Annotated in this window: 23 protein-coding genes; 10 read left to right on the forward strand and 13 right to left on the reverse strand. The window is 31.5% G+C overall.

The window, feature by feature from the left end:
- Window positions 1-32: 32 nt before the first annotated feature.
- Together ACX119_RS09535 and ACX119_RS09540 are read left to right on the forward strand one after the other, a co-directional pair.
- A complete protein-coding gene (locus tag ACX119_RS09535) occupies window positions 33-188 on the forward strand; it encodes a hypothetical protein (RefSeq protein ID WP_459351011.1) in 156 nt (51 codons plus the stop codon).
- A 73-nt stretch (window positions 189-261) separates the two neighbouring features.
- Window positions 262-735 carry a hypothetical protein gene (locus ACX119_RS09540; RefSeq protein ID WP_459351012.1) on the forward strand — a complete coding sequence of 158 codons (474 nt, stop codon included), beginning with the start codon at window positions 262-264 and terminating at the stop codon, window positions 733-735.
- Window positions 736-754: 19 nt separating this feature from the next.
- Here the strand turns inward: ACX119_RS09540 and ACX119_RS09545 are convergent, their stop codons facing one another.
- Window positions 755-2428: a DUF5679 domain-containing protein gene (locus ACX119_RS09545; RefSeq protein ID WP_459351013.1), complete on the reverse strand. Its 1674-nt coding sequence runs from the start codon at window positions 2426-2428 to the stop codon at window positions 755-757.
- Between the two features lie 97 nt (window positions 2429-2525).
- On the opposite strand from ACX119_RS09545, the gene ACX119_RS09550 reads away from it, so the two are divergent.
- The 3 genes from ACX119_RS09550 to ACX119_RS09560 all read left to right on the forward strand — a co-directional run bounded on the left by ACX119_RS09550 (window position 2526) and on the right by ACX119_RS09560 (window position 3973).
- Complete coding sequence (locus tag ACX119_RS09550; protein WP_459351014.1) at window positions 2526-2900, forward strand: hypothetical protein; 375 nt, start codon at window positions 2526-2528, stop codon at window positions 2898-2900.
- 5 nt (window positions 2901-2905) lie between these two features.
- Complete coding sequence (locus tag ACX119_RS09555) at window positions 2906-3589, forward strand: hypothetical protein (protein WP_459351015.1); 684 nt, start codon at window positions 2906-2908, stop codon at window positions 3587-3589.
- A gap of 162 nt (window positions 3590-3751) precedes the next feature.
- A complete protein-coding gene (locus ACX119_RS09560; protein ID WP_459351016.1) occupies window positions 3752-3973 on the forward strand; it encodes a hypothetical protein in 222 nt (73 codons plus the stop codon).
- Between the two features lie 216 nt (window positions 3974-4189).
- Here ACX119_RS09560 and ACX119_RS09565 read toward each other — a convergent pair whose 3' ends face one another.
- The 9 genes from ACX119_RS09565 to ACX119_RS09605 form a co-directional block, all read right to left on the reverse strand.
- Entirely contained in the window at window positions 4190-4603 is a 414-nt protein-coding gene (locus ACX119_RS09565) for a hypothetical protein (RefSeq protein WP_459351017.1), read from the reverse strand.
- Between the two features lie 53 nt (window positions 4604-4656).
- Complete coding sequence (locus tag ACX119_RS09570; protein WP_459351018.1) at window positions 4657-5142, reverse strand: acyl-CoA thioesterase; 486 nt, start codon at window positions 5140-5142, stop codon at window positions 4657-4659.
- 54 nt (window positions 5143-5196) lie between these two features.
- The gene (locus ACX119_RS09575) at window positions 5197-6528 is read right to left on the reverse strand and encodes a UbiD family decarboxylase (protein WP_459351019.1); all 1332 of its coding nucleotides are present in this window, start codon (window positions 6526-6528) and stop codon (window positions 5197-5199) included.
- Window positions 6521-6862: a proteasome assembly chaperone 4 gene (locus tag ACX119_RS09580; protein WP_459351020.1), complete on the reverse strand. Its 342-nt coding sequence runs from the start codon at window positions 6860-6862 to the stop codon at window positions 6521-6523. The genes ACX119_RS09575 and ACX119_RS09580 overlap by 8 nt, the downstream gene beginning before the upstream one ends.
- Window positions 6863-6879: 17 nt before the next feature.
- Window positions 6880-7350 carry a hypothetical protein gene (locus ACX119_RS09585; RefSeq protein ID WP_459351021.1) on the reverse strand — a complete coding sequence of 157 codons (471 nt, stop codon included), beginning with the start codon at window positions 7348-7350 and terminating at the stop codon, window positions 6880-6882.
- A 334-nt stretch (window positions 7351-7684) separates the two neighbouring features.
- Complete coding sequence (locus tag ACX119_RS09590) at window positions 7685-8263, reverse strand: RuvC family protein (protein WP_459352029.1); 579 nt, start codon at window positions 8261-8263, stop codon at window positions 7685-7687.
- A gap of 105 nt (window positions 8264-8368) precedes the next feature.
- Window positions 8369-8695: a phage head-tail connector protein gene (locus tag ACX119_RS09595; RefSeq protein ID WP_459351022.1), complete on the reverse strand. Its 327-nt coding sequence runs from the start codon at window positions 8693-8695 to the stop codon at window positions 8369-8371.
- Between the two features lie 83 nt (window positions 8696-8778).
- A complete protein-coding gene (locus ACX119_RS09600) occupies window positions 8779-9120 on the reverse strand; it encodes a nascent polypeptide-associated complex protein (RefSeq protein ID WP_459351023.1) in 342 nt (113 codons plus the stop codon).
- On the reverse strand, window positions 9117-9590 hold the full coding sequence (locus tag ACX119_RS09605; protein WP_459351024.1) for a PUA domain-containing protein: 474 nt from the start codon (window positions 9588-9590) through the stop codon (window positions 9117-9119). The genes ACX119_RS09600 and ACX119_RS09605 overlap by 4 nt, the downstream gene beginning before the upstream one ends.
- Before the next feature lie 90 nt (window positions 9591-9680).
- Between ACX119_RS09605 and ACX119_RS09610 the strand changes: the two genes are divergently transcribed.
- The 5 genes from ACX119_RS09610 to ACX119_RS09630 all read left to right on the forward strand — a co-directional run bounded on the left by ACX119_RS09610 (window position 9681) and on the right by ACX119_RS09630 (window position 14443).
- Entirely contained in the window at window positions 9681-10721 is a 1041-nt protein-coding gene (locus ACX119_RS09610; RefSeq protein ID WP_459351025.1) for a PhoU domain-containing protein, read from the forward strand.
- Between the two features lie 45 nt (window positions 10722-10766).
- On the forward strand, window positions 10767-11885 hold the full coding sequence (gene hflX / locus ACX119_RS09615) for a GTPase HflX (RefSeq protein ID WP_459351026.1): 1119 nt from the start codon (window positions 10767-10769) through the stop codon (window positions 11883-11885).
- Window positions 11875-12408: a tRNA (cytidine(56)-2'-O)-methyltransferase gene (locus tag ACX119_RS09620; RefSeq protein WP_459351027.1), complete on the forward strand. Its 534-nt coding sequence runs from the start codon at window positions 11875-11877 to the stop codon at window positions 12406-12408. Before hflX ends, ACX119_RS09620 begins: the two co-directional genes overlap by 11 nt.
- Before the next feature lie 26 nt (window positions 12409-12434).
- Window positions 12435-12950: a transcription factor gene (locus ACX119_RS09625; protein WP_297594501.1), complete on the forward strand. Its 516-nt coding sequence runs from the start codon at window positions 12435-12437 to the stop codon at window positions 12948-12950.
- A gap of 161 nt (window positions 12951-13111) precedes the next feature.
- Window positions 13112-14443, forward strand: coding sequence for an NAD-dependent succinate-semialdehyde dehydrogenase (locus ACX119_RS09630; protein WP_459352030.1), 1332 nt, complete (start codon window positions 13112-13114; stop codon window positions 14441-14443).
- 52 nt (window positions 14444-14495) lie between these two features.
- Here the strand turns inward: ACX119_RS09630 and ACX119_RS09635 are convergent, their stop codons facing one another.
- From ACX119_RS09635 to ACX119_RS09645, 3 genes are all read right to left on the reverse strand, one after another.
- Window positions 14496-14804 (reverse strand): hypothetical protein, encoded by a 309-nt coding sequence (locus tag ACX119_RS09635; RefSeq protein ID WP_459351028.1) that lies wholly within the window; start codon window positions 14802-14804, stop codon window positions 14496-14498.
- Between the two features lie 2 nt (window positions 14805-14806).
- The gene (locus tag ACX119_RS09640) at window positions 14807-15364 is read right to left on the reverse strand and encodes a hemerythrin domain-containing protein (protein WP_459351029.1); all 558 of its coding nucleotides are present in this window, start codon (window positions 15362-15364) and stop codon (window positions 14807-14809) included.
- Between the two features lie 97 nt (window positions 15365-15461).
- Window positions 15462-15719 (reverse strand): hypothetical protein, encoded by a 258-nt coding sequence (locus tag ACX119_RS09645; protein WP_459351030.1) that lies wholly within the window; start codon window positions 15717-15719, stop codon window positions 15462-15464.
- Between the last annotated feature and the right edge of the window lie 19 nt (window positions 15720-15738).

Raw genomic sequence — 15738 nt, forward strand, 5'->3', positions numbered from 1 at the left:
AGTTTTATTAAGAAATAAAATAAAATTGTAATATGCAATGTAGTATTTCAGAGTGTAAACAACAAGCCATAGAAACTGTAAAAATTAGTTTTAGGGAAACTAGGAATCTTTGTAAAAACCACTACAAATTGTTCAAAGGTAAAGATCTAGAACACAGAGTAAATTATACAAAAGCATCAAAATTTTAGTTAATATTCAAAAGTTGTTTTAAACTCAGAATTTTTTTGAAAGATTTAACATCTACTATTTTAAGAGAATATTATGGCTACTAAGAAAAAGAGCACTACAAAAAAGAAACCAGTAAAAAAGACCTCATCCAAACCCAAAAAACAAGCAAGTAATCCATCAAAAAAACCAGAATTTGAAAAAGCATGGAAAGAATACAATTCTGCCTTAACAGGATGGAAAGAATCTCTAGCACAGTGGCAAAAAGCAACTAATGAAACATTAATGACATATCATGACGCATGCCAAAAAGCTATTGAGTCAGATGCTGAATTATTAAAAAAAGTAAGTTCAAGTTGGGAAAATACTTGGCAAGAAATAGGTCCGGAATATATCAAACAACAAACAAAGATGATAGACAGTATTTTCAAAGAAACCAATATTGAATCAATTAAGAAATTCAATGAACAGTGGGAAAAATTTCTCAAAACTTCGGGTGATGATTCAATAAAGGCATATCAAGAGGCAATTAAAAAATTCAATCAAGCCTGGCAATCAGGTCAAATGTAATCAAAGCAGTAAATTATTTTTATTTTTTCATTTTTCCAATTCTAAAAACTTTACATCCACATTCAGAACAAAATCCCGTAGTAGCTGGTCTACCATTTTTCATAGTAGTCTCTTGAGGACTCTTAATTTTTCTCTTAGTTTTACATTTAACACAATAAGCCTCTGGAGAATTATTTTCTAGAGTAACATCTTGTGGATTTACTGAACTATGTAGTTTTTTCTCCATAGAATCAAGTTTTTTATTTTGCTTTTGGATTCTAGGAATAATTTTCTTTTTAACTTCAAAAGTTTCAACTTTTGGTTTGAGTTTTTTGGATTTCTTTTTAGTAGTTTTTTTCTTAGATTTCATTAAATCAGAACTTAATTTTGTAGAAAGTATATCTTCTAATTCATTAATTTGTTCTTGAAGATCATTTAACTGCGCGATTTGTTCTGGTGTAGCCTCGTCTTCTTCAAATGATTTTGTTTCTGGAAAGACAATTGAGGATAGCATATCTTCTAATTCATTAATTTGTTCTTGAAGATCATTTAACTGCGCGATTTGTTCTGGTGTAGCCTCGTCTTCTGATTCTGCAATTGGTTCTGGTGCAAGATCTAATTCTTGTGGAAGCTCATCAGCTGATTGTTTTGGTAGTGAACCTCTAGGACTGGGAGGAGGTTCTGCAATTGGTTCTGGTGCAAGATCTAATTCTTGTGGAAGCTCATCAGCTGATTGTTTTGGTAGTGAACCTCTAGGACTGGGAGGAGGTTCTGCAATTGGTTCTGGTGTCTCTACAGATTGTGATTCTAATTCTTGAAGTTGTTTTTCTAATTGTTCCAGTCTAGCAATTTGTTCTGGTGTAGCCTCGTCTTCTGATTCTGCAATTGGTTCTGGTGCAAGATCTAATTCTTGTGGAAGCTCATCAGCTGATTGTTTTGGTAGTGAACCTCTAGGACTGGGAGGAGGTTCTGCAATTGGTTCTGGTGCAAGATCTAATTCTTGTGGAAGCTCATCAGCTGATTGTTTTGGTAGTGAACCTCTAGGACTGGGAGGAGGTTCTGCAATTGGTTCTGGTGTCTCTACAGATTGTGATTCTAATTCTTGAAGTTGTTTTTCTAATTGTTCCAGTCTAGCAATTTGTTCTGGTGTAGCCTCGTCTTCTGATTCTGCAATTGGTTCTGGTGCAAGATCTAATTCTTGTGGAAGCTCATCAGCTGATTGTTTTGGTAGTGAACCTCTAGGACTGGGAGGAGGTTCTGCAATTGGTTCTGGTGCAAGATCTAATTCTTGTGGAAGCTCATCAGCTGATTGTTTTGGTAGTGAACCTCTAGGACTGGGAGGAGGTTCTGCAATTGGTTCTGGTGTCTCTACAGATTGTGATTCTAATTCTTGAAGTTGTTTTTGAATTTCAACTGGCACCTGAGGTAAATCACCAAGATTATCTAAATTCACTTTGTTTCCATCTATTCTCAGATATGGATTACCATTAATTGAAAAAGTTTGGATTTTATTTCCTTTTTTCCAAGAATTATTTCCACTGTAAATTGTGATATATGTAAAGCCATTTTTGATGTCAGAGGCTATAGTCAAACGATCAATTGGTTTTCCAACTGTAATTCCTTTTTCAGAATCTTGGTGGCGGATAGCTATATTGATCAAATGATTTGAGTCATAGCTAACTTGAGAAATTAGATAGTCAGCCCATTTGTCCATTATAAAAAATAATGATTAATTCCTACTAAATAAGCGAACTTACAGAGAAATAGGCACAAAAATAAGATTATAATTGGCATTAATTGAGTAAATCCAAATGGAAATTTCTATAGAGCCATGGAAAAAGTTGATAATTCATGAAGTAATCGAATATCATTTTGATGATTGGGTTAAACAAATAGCATTTAGTACAAGATCATCAGGTGGAGGAATTCCTACAATGCAATGGACTAATGGTATTGTTTTTTCTCCAGCAAATTTTCCAACAACTAATGTTACAGTAGAAGAACAATTGAAAGGAATTTTACATTGGTCATCAGTATCTTTTGCAATTAAAGAAAAATTTGAAAAACAAATTGTGAAAGAAAATGCGACCATCAATTTGGTAGATGTAAGTGTCAATGAAATTTTTAAAGAACTTGCTATGAACTTGAAAGCACAATCCAAATATGCCACACAAGAATCTAATTAAAATACATGGATATTGATGAATCAATAAAAAATTGTGAAATTTATTTAAAACAAATACAACAATATGATCCAGATCCTTTCTATGTGAATTATTTTTTAAATGAATTCATAAATTCAATAAATAAAATAATTGACGGAATTTTTGAAGAAGCAAATAGAGATTTTGGACTATTTATTTCAGGTACTGTTTCTCAAAAAAAATTTTATGAAAAAGCTAAAGAGAAGAATGATGTTAATGCCATAAAATTTTCAGAGTGGTATTCTAATAAAGAAAATCAAGAACATCAAAATCCCATACCTAAAACAATGAAAAGAATATTAGAATTCAGAAAGAAATTCAATAAATTACCAGATATTAAAATAATGATTAGAGCTTCAAATAGATACAAAGATGATATCTATCAACAGATAAAATTCTATTTGAGTAACGACAAATTACGTTCAAAAGATGAGCTAAATTTTGAAGTAAAAAGGCAGTTACCAATATTTTTAGAAATTATTAATCAGAAAAGAATCCAAAATAATGAGCCTAAAGTTAGTGAAAATCAGGTGGTCACATCTGCATTTATAGACATTGATGATTATTATGATATAGAAATTGGATATACCGCCGAAATTTACATTCCAGTAATTAAAAGAATAGTAGAAGATTCTAGAGAGAAAATTAGGGAGTTAACTACATGGAAATAATCAAAAATCAGGCAATAATATCAATAATTTGAATCTCAAAAATTTAATCCATAACTCTTTTTTAAAAACTACAACTGATAAACAATATGGGATTTTTTTCTAATTTTAAAAAAGATATGCAAATAAAAAAAAGAAAAAGCTGCACAAATTAATGGGAAAAATTTGAAAGAGGTTTTAAAAAAACTCAAAGAAGAAAGAGATAAAATTGAAAAAGATACTGGGATAAGACCACAAATTGATGATACTACACAAATGTTTATGCAAAAAATATTGAATGTTTGGATTTCTGAAGGTAAAAGAATTGATGAGGAAAAATTTTGGAATGAAGTGGATTACAACCGACAGTTTTCTCATTCAGTGGATTATTACGAAATTAAGAATTAACTTTTAAATAATTTTCTTCAATTCTTTGGAATGTTTTTTATCAAAATACTCCATTATAAAATGAAAAATAATTAATTTTCCAAAAACCACCATTGAGATTAATCCATTAATTGGTTCATTTAGATAAAACAAATATGATGTTACGCCAATTGCTGTAAGAATTTCTAAAGAAGTACAAGTGCAAAAAAAGAGAAGTTTTTCTCTCAATTCATTTTACTAGTTGGTTTTTGGCCACATTGAACTCCAAGTTTCAGCAAATTTTTTCATCATTTCACCATATGCATTCATTTGTTCAAGAGCAGATGAACTAAGAGAATTTTGCCAATTTTCAGCAAATTGCTTGAAAGTTGCGGCATTAGAATCATTAAGTGATTTTTGCCAATTTTCACTAAAGTCTTTGAAACTTTTCATTCCTGCATCATTCAATGCTTTTTGCCAGTTTTCTCCAAATAGCTTCATTGTTTCAGCACTAGATTCTACAGTAGCTTTTTCCCAAACTTCATTGAATTTAGCTTGCATTTCATTGCTAGCATTTTGAATTTGCTCAAATAGAGTCTTCCAATTTTCTAGAGATTTTGTGTATTCTTGCCACAACGAATCCCATTCATTGGGTTTTTCTTGTTCAGACATTAACTAAAGATTATTTTCATTATTCTTAAATGGATCTATAAAAAACAGGTTTGTTATTTTTTACGATTTTTTAATCTCTTTTCCATTCGTAGTTTACCTTCTTCAAATTTTGCTCTATCGTCGTCTGTTTTTAGGGATAATTTTGGAACATGCATTGGTTTTCCATTTTTATCAAGTGCAACAAATGTTACAAATGCAGTTCCAGTGACTGTTCTAATACCTGTAACTATGTCTTCAGCTTCAGCTTTTACTTCAATTTCCATAGAGGAGTTATGAACATAATTAATTCTAGCATTTAGTTTGAGGACATTTCCTACAAAAACAGGTTTTAAGAAATTAACACTATCCATCGAAACAGTAACAGCGTTAGATTGAGAATGTCTTTGTGCAACAATTCCTGCTACCATATCAATATGTTTTAGAATTTCACCACCAAAGACATTTCCTGCTGGATTGGCATCAGATGGAAACATCCTAACTATAACTTCGGCATGTGATTCAGAAGGACTTTTCTCTTTAATTGTATGGTTTGTTTCCACTTTATTTCACTTGGATAGAATTCTCATCCCATTTAATTTAATCAGTGATGGTGTTTATTTGAAATATTTTTCTAGTTTAATTTTATCAATTTTTGGAATTTTGGCCATCTCAAATCCTTCTGGACGCTTAGAAAATGAGCGTGTAGCATCAAATCCAATTTTTGCAGTTTTCAATTTATTTTGATTACTAGAAGGATCTAAACTAGACCCCCTAACATTTTTCAAAATGACTAAATCTTTATCGGCCTGAAAGCGAGTTGCCATTGCATACTCTACTGATTCAGCATTATTAGAATCAATATCTTCATCAACGATGGTTACTTGTTTAAGAGAGCGATGTGATTCAAATGTCTTTTTAATAATTTTTTTAGGATCAGATTCATTTTTCTTTTTAATTTGAACTACTGCATGTAACCAATTACATCCACCATTTGTCATGGAAACCTGAATAGTTTGTGGAAAAGCTTTTTTCAATTCACCATTTAGTTTGGATTCAATAGGCATTCCCATTAGTAATCTATGTTCAGAGTATCCAGATAAAACATCATGAAAAATGGGGTTATTTCTAAAGTAAAGATTTTCAAGTTCAAAAACTGGTTGTGATCTTTTATGATCATATGTTTGAAGCATTTCAACCATCCATTCAGGATGAGTTTTATCACGTAGTATTTTTCCTTCCATAACAATTTCAGAATTAGAGGGTACGTTTAATCCAGAATATGGAAGTTTTGATAAAGTTAATTTTCCATCTAAAAGAGAATTTGCAATATCAATCTCATCTTTTCCCCATTCAGCTTGATATGCACCAGCAATTGAAATTGCTGGATGTACACCAACAGTTATAGCAATTTTAAGATCTTCTCCATGTTCTTTTGCATCTGTAAAACAACGATGTAGATGACGGCCCTCAACCATTCTTATGGAAAAATGAGTTTTATCAATTGGCATTAATCTATGAAATGATGAATTTTGTTTTCCAGTATCTGGATTAATTGCATATGCTATTGAGGATGTGATAAATGGACCAGATTCTTTTTCAAAATGAGTAACTATAGGCATAGAATACACATTTTTTGATTTATTTTCCATGAATTTTCCATTAGGAATAACTTTTGGCCTCTTTGCTTTTTTAATAGCTGAAATTACTTTTTGATGAATATTTTCCTCAGTTGCCCCAACTGCTAAAGCAAATCTTTTTCGAGTTCCTACTAAGTTAGATACTAAATGAAATTTACTTTCTTTAATATTTTCAAATAATACAGCATTTGAACCATCTACTTTAGCTGTAATTCCTGCAATTTCAAATTTAGTAGATACTTTGGTTTTTACTATTTTAAGATCCTTGCTTTTTTTTAGTTTTGAGATATAATTTCTTAAATCACTCATTCTCAATCATGTCCATTATTTCAGACATTAAGCCTTTTGCAGTATCAGGATTTAGTTCCTTTTGGATAAATGTAGTTACAATAGCAATGCCACGCATCTTGGTGCTTATTCTTTCAGCTACCAATTTGAGAAAAAGGGATTCAGTCTTGGAGGGAATTACAGTAGTGGTTACTGGTGAAGGTCCTGTAGCCAAGGATACAACCATAGAACCTAATTTGTTAGAACCCTCAGTAATAGATACAAAAAAACCATTATCAAATTTTTGAATGTTTAAAGAAAAGTTTCGGCTCTCCAAATTTACCAATTTATGGAAAAATCCATTTGGAGAGTTCAATAAGCTATGAACAAGTCTTATGCTTTTATTGCTATTGTTTCACTTTCGTGGGAAGCATCAACTTTATTTGGATTCTTCTTACAATTTTTTTCGTGTTTGTCTACATAGACAAACATTTTTTCACAATATGTGCATGAAGATTTTTCTTTTGTTTTTGTTGTTGCCTTTGACTTGGTGGTTTTTGCTTTTGCAGTTTTAGCTTTTGATTTAGATTTTGCGGGTATTGCTTCAACTTCAATCTCATTTGATTGAGTATCTGCTACTGCTTGAGCCTCAATAGAATCAGCCTCTACCCTTGCTCGTAATTTTGCTTTATATTTCAGATTACGTGGTTTTGTTCTTAATCTATATCCACAACATGGACACCAAAGTCCTTCCCATTTGATGAAAATTTCACAAATTTGGCATCGACGTTGTCCAGAAGCATATCTTCCGGTTCCAACAGGCTTTTGAGCCTTATATCTAACACAAATTCCTTTACAAGTCATCTTGGTGTTTTATATAGAATTCATAACTATATAAGGATGGATCGATAAAATATTCAAAATATATCTAAAAAGATGTAATTTTTTTATCATTTATATCGATCAAAGTTATTAGTTTCAAAAAAAACCAATAAATCTTCAATAAATATGTATATCTGTTTCTATGATAGATTTTGTGAAAAAATAACATGTATCAATATAGTTGTTTGACTAAAAATTTCAATTTTTTAGAATTAAATTGAAATATTCATAAGAAACTCATACTTTCATCATTAATGATGAGATTATTTTTGAACCAATTTCAAAATTTCATATGTTTAATTTTAAAATTTTAATTTTATCCAGTAATTGAGAGAGGTAAAATTGAATGTCTAAGACCATCTCTTTGAGAAATATACTTTGCAGAAAGCATATCACGTTTTCCACGCTGATTAAAATTCTTAATTTTTAAGCTGGTTTTTCTTTCATCAACAAATTCTAATTCATAAGATGAGCAGAATTTCAAATTAAGCATTGTGGAAATTTGTTTAGCAATTTGCATATTGCCATTCCCAATTTTAACAATTTTTCTTTTTGCGCGAAGACCACCCAAAACTCCAATTACATGAGAAACCAAATTTTCAACAGAGGAGTGAAAAATACTCTCTATTTCTTTACCATAATAAAAAATAGACAGACCAATTCTCTTTCCAGGGTCAATACCTAAAATAAGATCTTCCTCTAGAAAATCCAGATTTAGTTTTTGCATCATTAATCCCTTAATTACCGTAGGATGATTTTCAAAAATATCTTCATGGAGTAAAGCCTTTTCACATTTTTTTGGAGATTCTTTCTTTGTTGTAAGGATTAGATTCCCAGAATAATCAAATATTTCTTCAGGTAGAATAGAATCAAATGGTAAATTGAGGGTTTTCAGATAGGTAGAAAATCTATAGTAGGGTTTACCATAAACAGTAGCAATTCCAATACGGGCATTTAGTATGGGATCGATATTATTCAAGATTAAAAATGAGATTTATTTTTATGCCTTCAAAACAGTTGACACGACATGTTTTACTGCTTCATCAAAATTTGCATCAATATTTGATTGTGTTTCAGATAGTTTAGCCTCACCAGCCTGAGCAATTTTTGATGATTCAGCTGTAGCCTTTTCTTTAGAAGCATTAATCATAGTTTCTGCCTCTTTTGTAGCCATTTCTCGTGTTTTTTCTAATAGTGAATCAATTTCACTGGTTGCTTTGATTGAAAGTTGCTTTTTCATATCTGCAACTTTGCTTGTAAGAGAATCAAGGTCATTTTCAAGTTCATTAAGAGACTTAATTATTCCCGTAACTTTGGATTCTGCCATACTGCTCATTATACCCAAAATTCGGTTATTCCATTACTTAAATCATTCATTTTTATCAGATTTCTAGGCACAAAAATGGTAAATTATCCAGTTGTCAGAAGTAATATTGCTCTGGCTAGATCGCCTTTTGCTTCTTCTAAAGCAACCCTAGCTTTTTCTTCATCAACTCCTGCTTGTTGACTAACTAGTTGAATATCCTCATCAGAGAAAATTGGAACCTCTAGTTCTCTTTCCTCATAACTATCTGCAGTAACTGTAAAAATCGAATTATCTTTTGCCTTCATTTCAGTTACAGATGGTTTGGTGACAATGATTTCTTTTTTATCTGTCTTTATGATTACTTCTTGAACATTAGGAATCTCACTCATATCAAGACCCATCTTATCCATCATTCTTCGCATTTCGCGATTTCCACCACGCATCATGATTTTATTTCCTCATTTCGACTTTTTAAACTATCTCTGACCTTAATGGCCACGCCTCGTTTAAAATCAGAAATCATCTCATTTGACAAAACTGCTCTTCCAACTGCTATGACTTTATCCTCAAATATTACTGGTGTATCAGCAGATATTCGAACATTTTTTCCACACCACACGACATGTTTACAAAATACAGATTTACCATCCATTACAAATGGTGCTGCGTCAGCATTTACCTCTACACAATTCTCACGAAATTTTTTATTTTTTAATAAAATTTGTGCAAAATAAGGAGATATTGCAAGTCCACCATCAATTCTCAAAGTACAGAGTAATTTGTTATCATGAGAGACAGTTCTAATTCTTCCAGTCTTTCTTGAAAAAGTCATTTCAATTTCTTTGGGTAGTTGTTTTGAGACACCACTACCAAACAAGGCATCTAAGGTGTGCTTTAATTTCAAAACATTATCCATAAACATAGTTATTTTGAACTTAATATTAGTTCAATGTAATACTATATTTTTTGTCACAAACTATATAGAATCAAATTTTTTATTTAGATTATGGAAGAAAGAGAAGAAACAAGAAAAATTCAATTTACTGGAAAATCATCATATATAGTTTCATTACCTAAACAATGGATTCTTGATCTTGGCCTAAAACAAGGTGATCAGATCAGAATGATAAGAAAAGGTTCAGCAACCCTAGAACTTTATCCTCCAAAATTTGAATCACGTATCCAGAAAAAAGAGGATGCTGTCATCGAGATTGATGTTGAAGAAGAAGCATCATCGATTGTTAGAAAATTAATTTCATTGTACTTTTTGGGATTCAAAACAATAAATGTAAAACCAAAAAACGGAAGGCTCAGCCCTAACCAAAGAAACACGGTAAAAGAAGCAGTAAAGAGAATGTTGATGGGTTCTGAAATAATTTCTGATTCAAGTGCAGGAATTACAGTTCAAGTTTTAGTTAATTTACTTGAATTATCAGTAGATGGGGCATTCAAAAGAATGATTCACTTAGCAAAATCAATGTCAAGTGATGCAATTTTGGCGGTTAAAGAGAATAATTTAGATCTTGCACAAGAAGTAATCAATACAGATGATGAAGTAGATAGATTTGGTTTCTACATAATTCGTCAATTAAAGATAGCAATTCAAAATGAACATATGTTAAAAGAGATGGGATTTAGAAACGCAAGAAATTGTCTAGGTTATAGATTAGTTGTAAAAAATATTGAGAGAACAGGAGATCATGCTGCATTTATAGCAAAAGATCTTCTAGAATTCAAAAAACCGGTAAAAAAAGAGATTCTATCAAAATTACAAGATATGAATGAATTTTGTCTTTCAGTTTTAGATGATTCATGTTTGGCATTATTCAAAGAAGACTATGCTCAGGCTGAAAAGACAATTAAAAAAACAGATGAAATTGTAAAATTTGAGAAAAAAGTTAGAGATGCCTCAAAAACCCTAAAAGATGATGAAGAAATTTACAGGGTTAGAAGAATGACGGAAAATATAAGAAGAATTTCAGAATATGCTAGTGATATAGCAGAAATTGTATTGAATATGAATATAGAAAAGACCCTTAAAAAATAGGTTAATTTATCAAGAAACGGCTAATGAGAGAGATTTTGAATTAAAATGAATTCTGCAATACTAATCACATATGATAAGGAAGATGCAATCAGTGAGGCCAAAGGATTATGCGATGCTGCCGGATATCAAGTTGTTCACACCATAACACAAAATTTTCTAAAAAAACCAAAATATGGAATTAGTGGAGGGGCTTTAGAAAAACTGGAAGAAATTGCTGAGAAAATCAGACCAGATGTTATTGTCTTTGATGAAATCCTAAAACCAAGTCAAAACTACAATCTTGCTTCTGTATTACATAGGGAAGTATTAGATAGAGAAGCACTAATTCTTGAAATTTTTGAAAGCAGAGCATCAAGTGCAGAATCAAAATTGCAAGTAAAGTTAGCTCAGCTAAGATACGAGATGGTTCGGGCTAAAGAAAAAGTTCGTCTTTCAAATATGGGAGAGCAGCCAGGTTTTATGGGAATTGGAAAATTTGAGGTCGATGTTTACTATAATGACATCAAACACAGAATGCAAACAATTAGATCTAAACTAGAAAAGGCTGGGAAACAAAGAGAGCTTCATAGACAAGGCAGAAAACGAATGGGATTCAAAACTATCTCTCTTGCAGGATATACGTCTGCTGGGAAAACTACGTTGTTTAACAAAATGACAGGTGAAACTAGAGAGCAAAGCAAAGAGCTATTTACAACTCTATCTACAACTACAAGGAAATTTTCCTTAGATAGAGAATCATTTCTAATTTCAGATACTGTAGGTTTTATCAGCAAATTACCAGCTTACATGATTGATGCATTCAAATCCACTTTGGAAGAATTGGGGCATACTGATATCATTATTGTAGTAATTGACATTAGTGATCCTCTATTTGATTTGAAAAAGAAATTCGCAAGTTGTATGAGAACACTTGGTGAATTAGGAGTAGAAAGAGAAAAAATGATTTATGCACTAAATAAATCAGATTTACTAAAAAATAATGAGATTGAAGAAAAAGTTAACGTTCTTAATTTAGCTGAAAATAAAAAATGGGTTTCTGTATCAGCATTTTCAGGAAAAAATATCAACGAATTAAAAAAATTAATCAGAGATGTGATTCAAAGTCAAAATTTACCAAAATTAACTACTAATTCATTAGGAGTTGAAAAGACATTTGGTAATTGAAGTGGTAAGAATTGGACAACGTCTAGTTAGAGATGATAGAGTAACAACACATGTTGCATTAGTATCAAGGGCTTTTGGTGCAAAAAGAATTTTCATGACTGAAGTTAATCCTGAAATCAAAGATACACTTGAGAAAATAAAAGAGACATGGGGAGGAGATTTTATTGTTGAATTTATTGATAACTGGAAATCAATTATTAAAAAAAAGAAAGAAGAAAATTTTAGAATAATCCATCTTTCGATGTATGGTGAAAGTATTAACAATGTACAAGAACAACTTAGACAAGAAGAAAATTTGTTAGTTGTTGTAGGGGCAGAAAAAGTTCCTAGAGAAATTTATGAATTAGCAGATCATAATGTCGGAGTTGGAAGTCAACCACACTCAGAAATTAGTGCTTTAGCCATATTACTAGATCGAATTCAGAATGGAGAACAATTTGAAAAGGAATTTCCAGGTGCAAAAAGGAAGATTATTCCTACAAAAAAAGGAAAAAACGTACAGGTAAAAGAAACAAGGGATTAATAATAGAAAATTGAGGAAGATTTGAGATGGTAGACAAATACGAAGATCCTTTTGTAAGAATTGCTTCAATGATTGGAGGAGATGAATATCTCAAAGTAGCAAGATCTCTTTTAAAAGCAGAAGATGCAACTGATGAAGAAATCGCCAGTTCAACTGGACTTAGAATTAACATGGTTAGAAAAGTACTCTATGATCTTTTTGGTAAATCACTAATTACAGGGATTAGAGTAAAAGATGAAAGAAAAGGATGGTTTGTCTACAGATGGAGAACTAGAAGAGAAGAAGTTGAGCATTTTATTGAAAATCAAAAAAAGAAGATTACAGAAAGATTACAACAAAGATTAGATTATGAAAATGCTTCAGACTTTTATCATTGTGGAAATGAAGATTGTCCTAGAGTGACATTTGAAGAATCACTTGAGGGTATGTTCAAATGTCCATCATGTGGTAATGTTCTAAATCTAAAAAAGAATGATAAATCAAAAAAGGCATATTCCAAGAAAATTGATGAAATTAAAAAAGACATGCAACAAATTTTCTGATTTAGAGAATATTGAAAAATTCAAATTTTAGGAATGATTTTAAAAATCCAAATTGGATTTGAAATAATTAGATTAAATAGGAGAAATTCTTGGAAAGATCCTTGACTCAAATCAAAACAATCAACCCTGCAACGGAGGAAGAAATTTCATCATTTACACCAATGAATAATGATCAAGTTTTTGATTTAGTAAGAAAAGCAAAAAGAGCATTTCCTGAATGGAAAAAAGATTATGAAAAACGTAGAAGTTACATTTACAATTTAGTTGAATATTTGAAGAAAAATAAAACACAACTTGCAAAAGTTGCCACATCAGAGATGGGAAAAGCACTCAAGGAATCAATCGGAGAAGTAGAAAAATGTGCTTGGGCTTTAGAATTTTATGCAGATAATGGAGATAGTTTTCTCTCAGATGAAGTATTAAACACAGATGCAAGAAAAAGCTTCCTTACATTTGAGCCTCTTGGAGTAATTGGCTCTATCATGCCATGGAATTTTCCTTATTGGCAAGCACTAAGATTTGCTGCACCATGTTTGATGGCAGGCAATGTAATCGTAATGAAACCTTCTAGAGTTACAATGCAATCAGGGATTGAAATTGAGAAGGCATTTACTGAATCAGGAATGCCAGATGGAATTTTTCAAACAGTTGTAGGAAGTGTTGAATCAGCAAACCATCTAATTGATTCTGATGTTAATGCTGTAACATTTACTGGAAGTACAAATGCAGGAAAGAAAGTAGGAGAAAGGGCTGCATTAAATTTGAAAAAATGTGTTTTAGAATTAGGAGGCAGTGATCCTTTCATCGTATTAGATGATGCAATTATTGAAAAAGCTGCTGAAGGGGCTGTTAAGGGCAGATTCATTAATTGTGGACAAAGTTGTGTAGCCTCAAAAAGATTCTTTGTTGGAAAAAACATAGCTAAAGACTTTATTGAATCATTTATCAAAAAAGCATCTCAGCTTAAAATCGGAGATCCAATGTCAATGGAAACTGATATGGGTCCACTCTCAAGTAAAGATGGTCTTGAAACAATTTCAGGAATTGTAGAGGATGCAAAAGAAAAAGGTGCAGAAATATTATTGGGAGGTTCCAGAAAGGGCGATAAAGGGTTCTTCTATGAACCAACTATTCTTACAAATGTAAAACCAAATATGAGAATTGCCAAAGAGGAAACCTTTGGACCAGTAGCGCCAATTACTATAGTTGAAAATGAAAGTGAGGCCATAAAAATGGCAAATGATATTGAATTTGGATTAGGTGCTACTATCTGGACAAGGGATCTTGCAAAAGCTGAAAAAATGTCAAGGCGAATAGAATCTGGAATCGTAAGTGTAAACAATGTGGTAATATCAGATCCTAGAATTCCATTTGGTGGAATAAAGCACAGTGGTTTTGGTAGAGAATTATCCAGATATGGCATGTTAGAATTTGTGAATATAAAATCGGTCAGATTTTATGATAATCTAACTCATCATCACTATGTAGAATAAATTTTTAAAAAATTAAAATATTTTAAAATAATTCATTGTAAAAATACAAGTATTATTCATCGTCATCATCCTCGTCATTATCCTCGTCATCATTCTCATCATCATCCTCATCATCATCGCATTCTTCTAGTTCAATATGTGAAGGATTTCCATCTTCACCAAAGTAGATTTCAATACAAACATCAGTAGCTAGTGTTGCAGCCATAGTTTCAGCTAAACTCATAGGAAAATTGCTTAATTTGCCTGGATCAGATGATGATCTATATTCGGTAATCTCATCATCATGGTAGAAATCTAATTCTAAATCACCATTTACGAATTTTCTTACGCCCACAACTTGACCAAATATACTATAAGACAAAACTAATTTCCTTTTTGAGTAACATCTTTTGCGAGGTTTTCAGCTAATTCTTCATAGTGTTTACGAGTTTTTCCTAAATCTTGGAGTTTTGATTCTTCAATTTGAGTCAATTCATTATCTACTTTTTCTGCAACATATTGTAATCTAGCTTCTGCCATCATAAATAATCGATTATTTTCTTTCCAAAGATGCTCTGTAATATGTTCAACATACTGTTGCATATCAGAAATTAATTTACTTGAATCACCTGATGAGAGATATAGTTTTGCAGACTCTTCCATTTGAGTTCCAATTTCTCTAGAGCGCTGATGATCCATCAGCATCATTGCAATTGGACCCATATTAGCTGGCATGCCTGCTTGTTCTAATGCAGGAAATAATGATTTTTCTTCTTTACTGTGATGACAAACATCTGTGAAGTTTTTTGAAAAATCAATAACAGGAAGTAAAATTGATTCAGGAATTTGTTTTCCATCTATGAGTAGTTGAATTGTCGATTCCATTGCTTTGATTACTTTTTCTATAAGTTCATGATCACGACGTAAAGATGCTGTAGACATAATAATTTAAAATAAAATCCAATATCTATATCTTATTTATTTTAAAAAATAATTAAAAGATAGAAATTAGTTAACGAGTTAACGTTAACAAGTTGGTTTAACGATTAGAAAGGCTTTTTGATTTTACAAATGCCCAAATCTTTTTAGTCATTTCACTTGGTGCAATTGGTTTATTTCCAAAAACCTGTTCTACAGTTTCTTTACGACCTGCAAAACTAATTGCATAGCCACCAAATGCTGGTTTCTTTGATTTTGATTTAGTAGCTTTCTTTTTTGGTGCTGCTTTCTTTTTTGGTGCAGCCCTCTTTTTTGGTGCTGCTTTTCTTTTGGTTGTAGATTTCTTTTTTACTGCCAATTTCTTGTAATTTTATTTT

The organism is Nitrosopumilus sp. S4 (genome assembly GCF_054515835.1).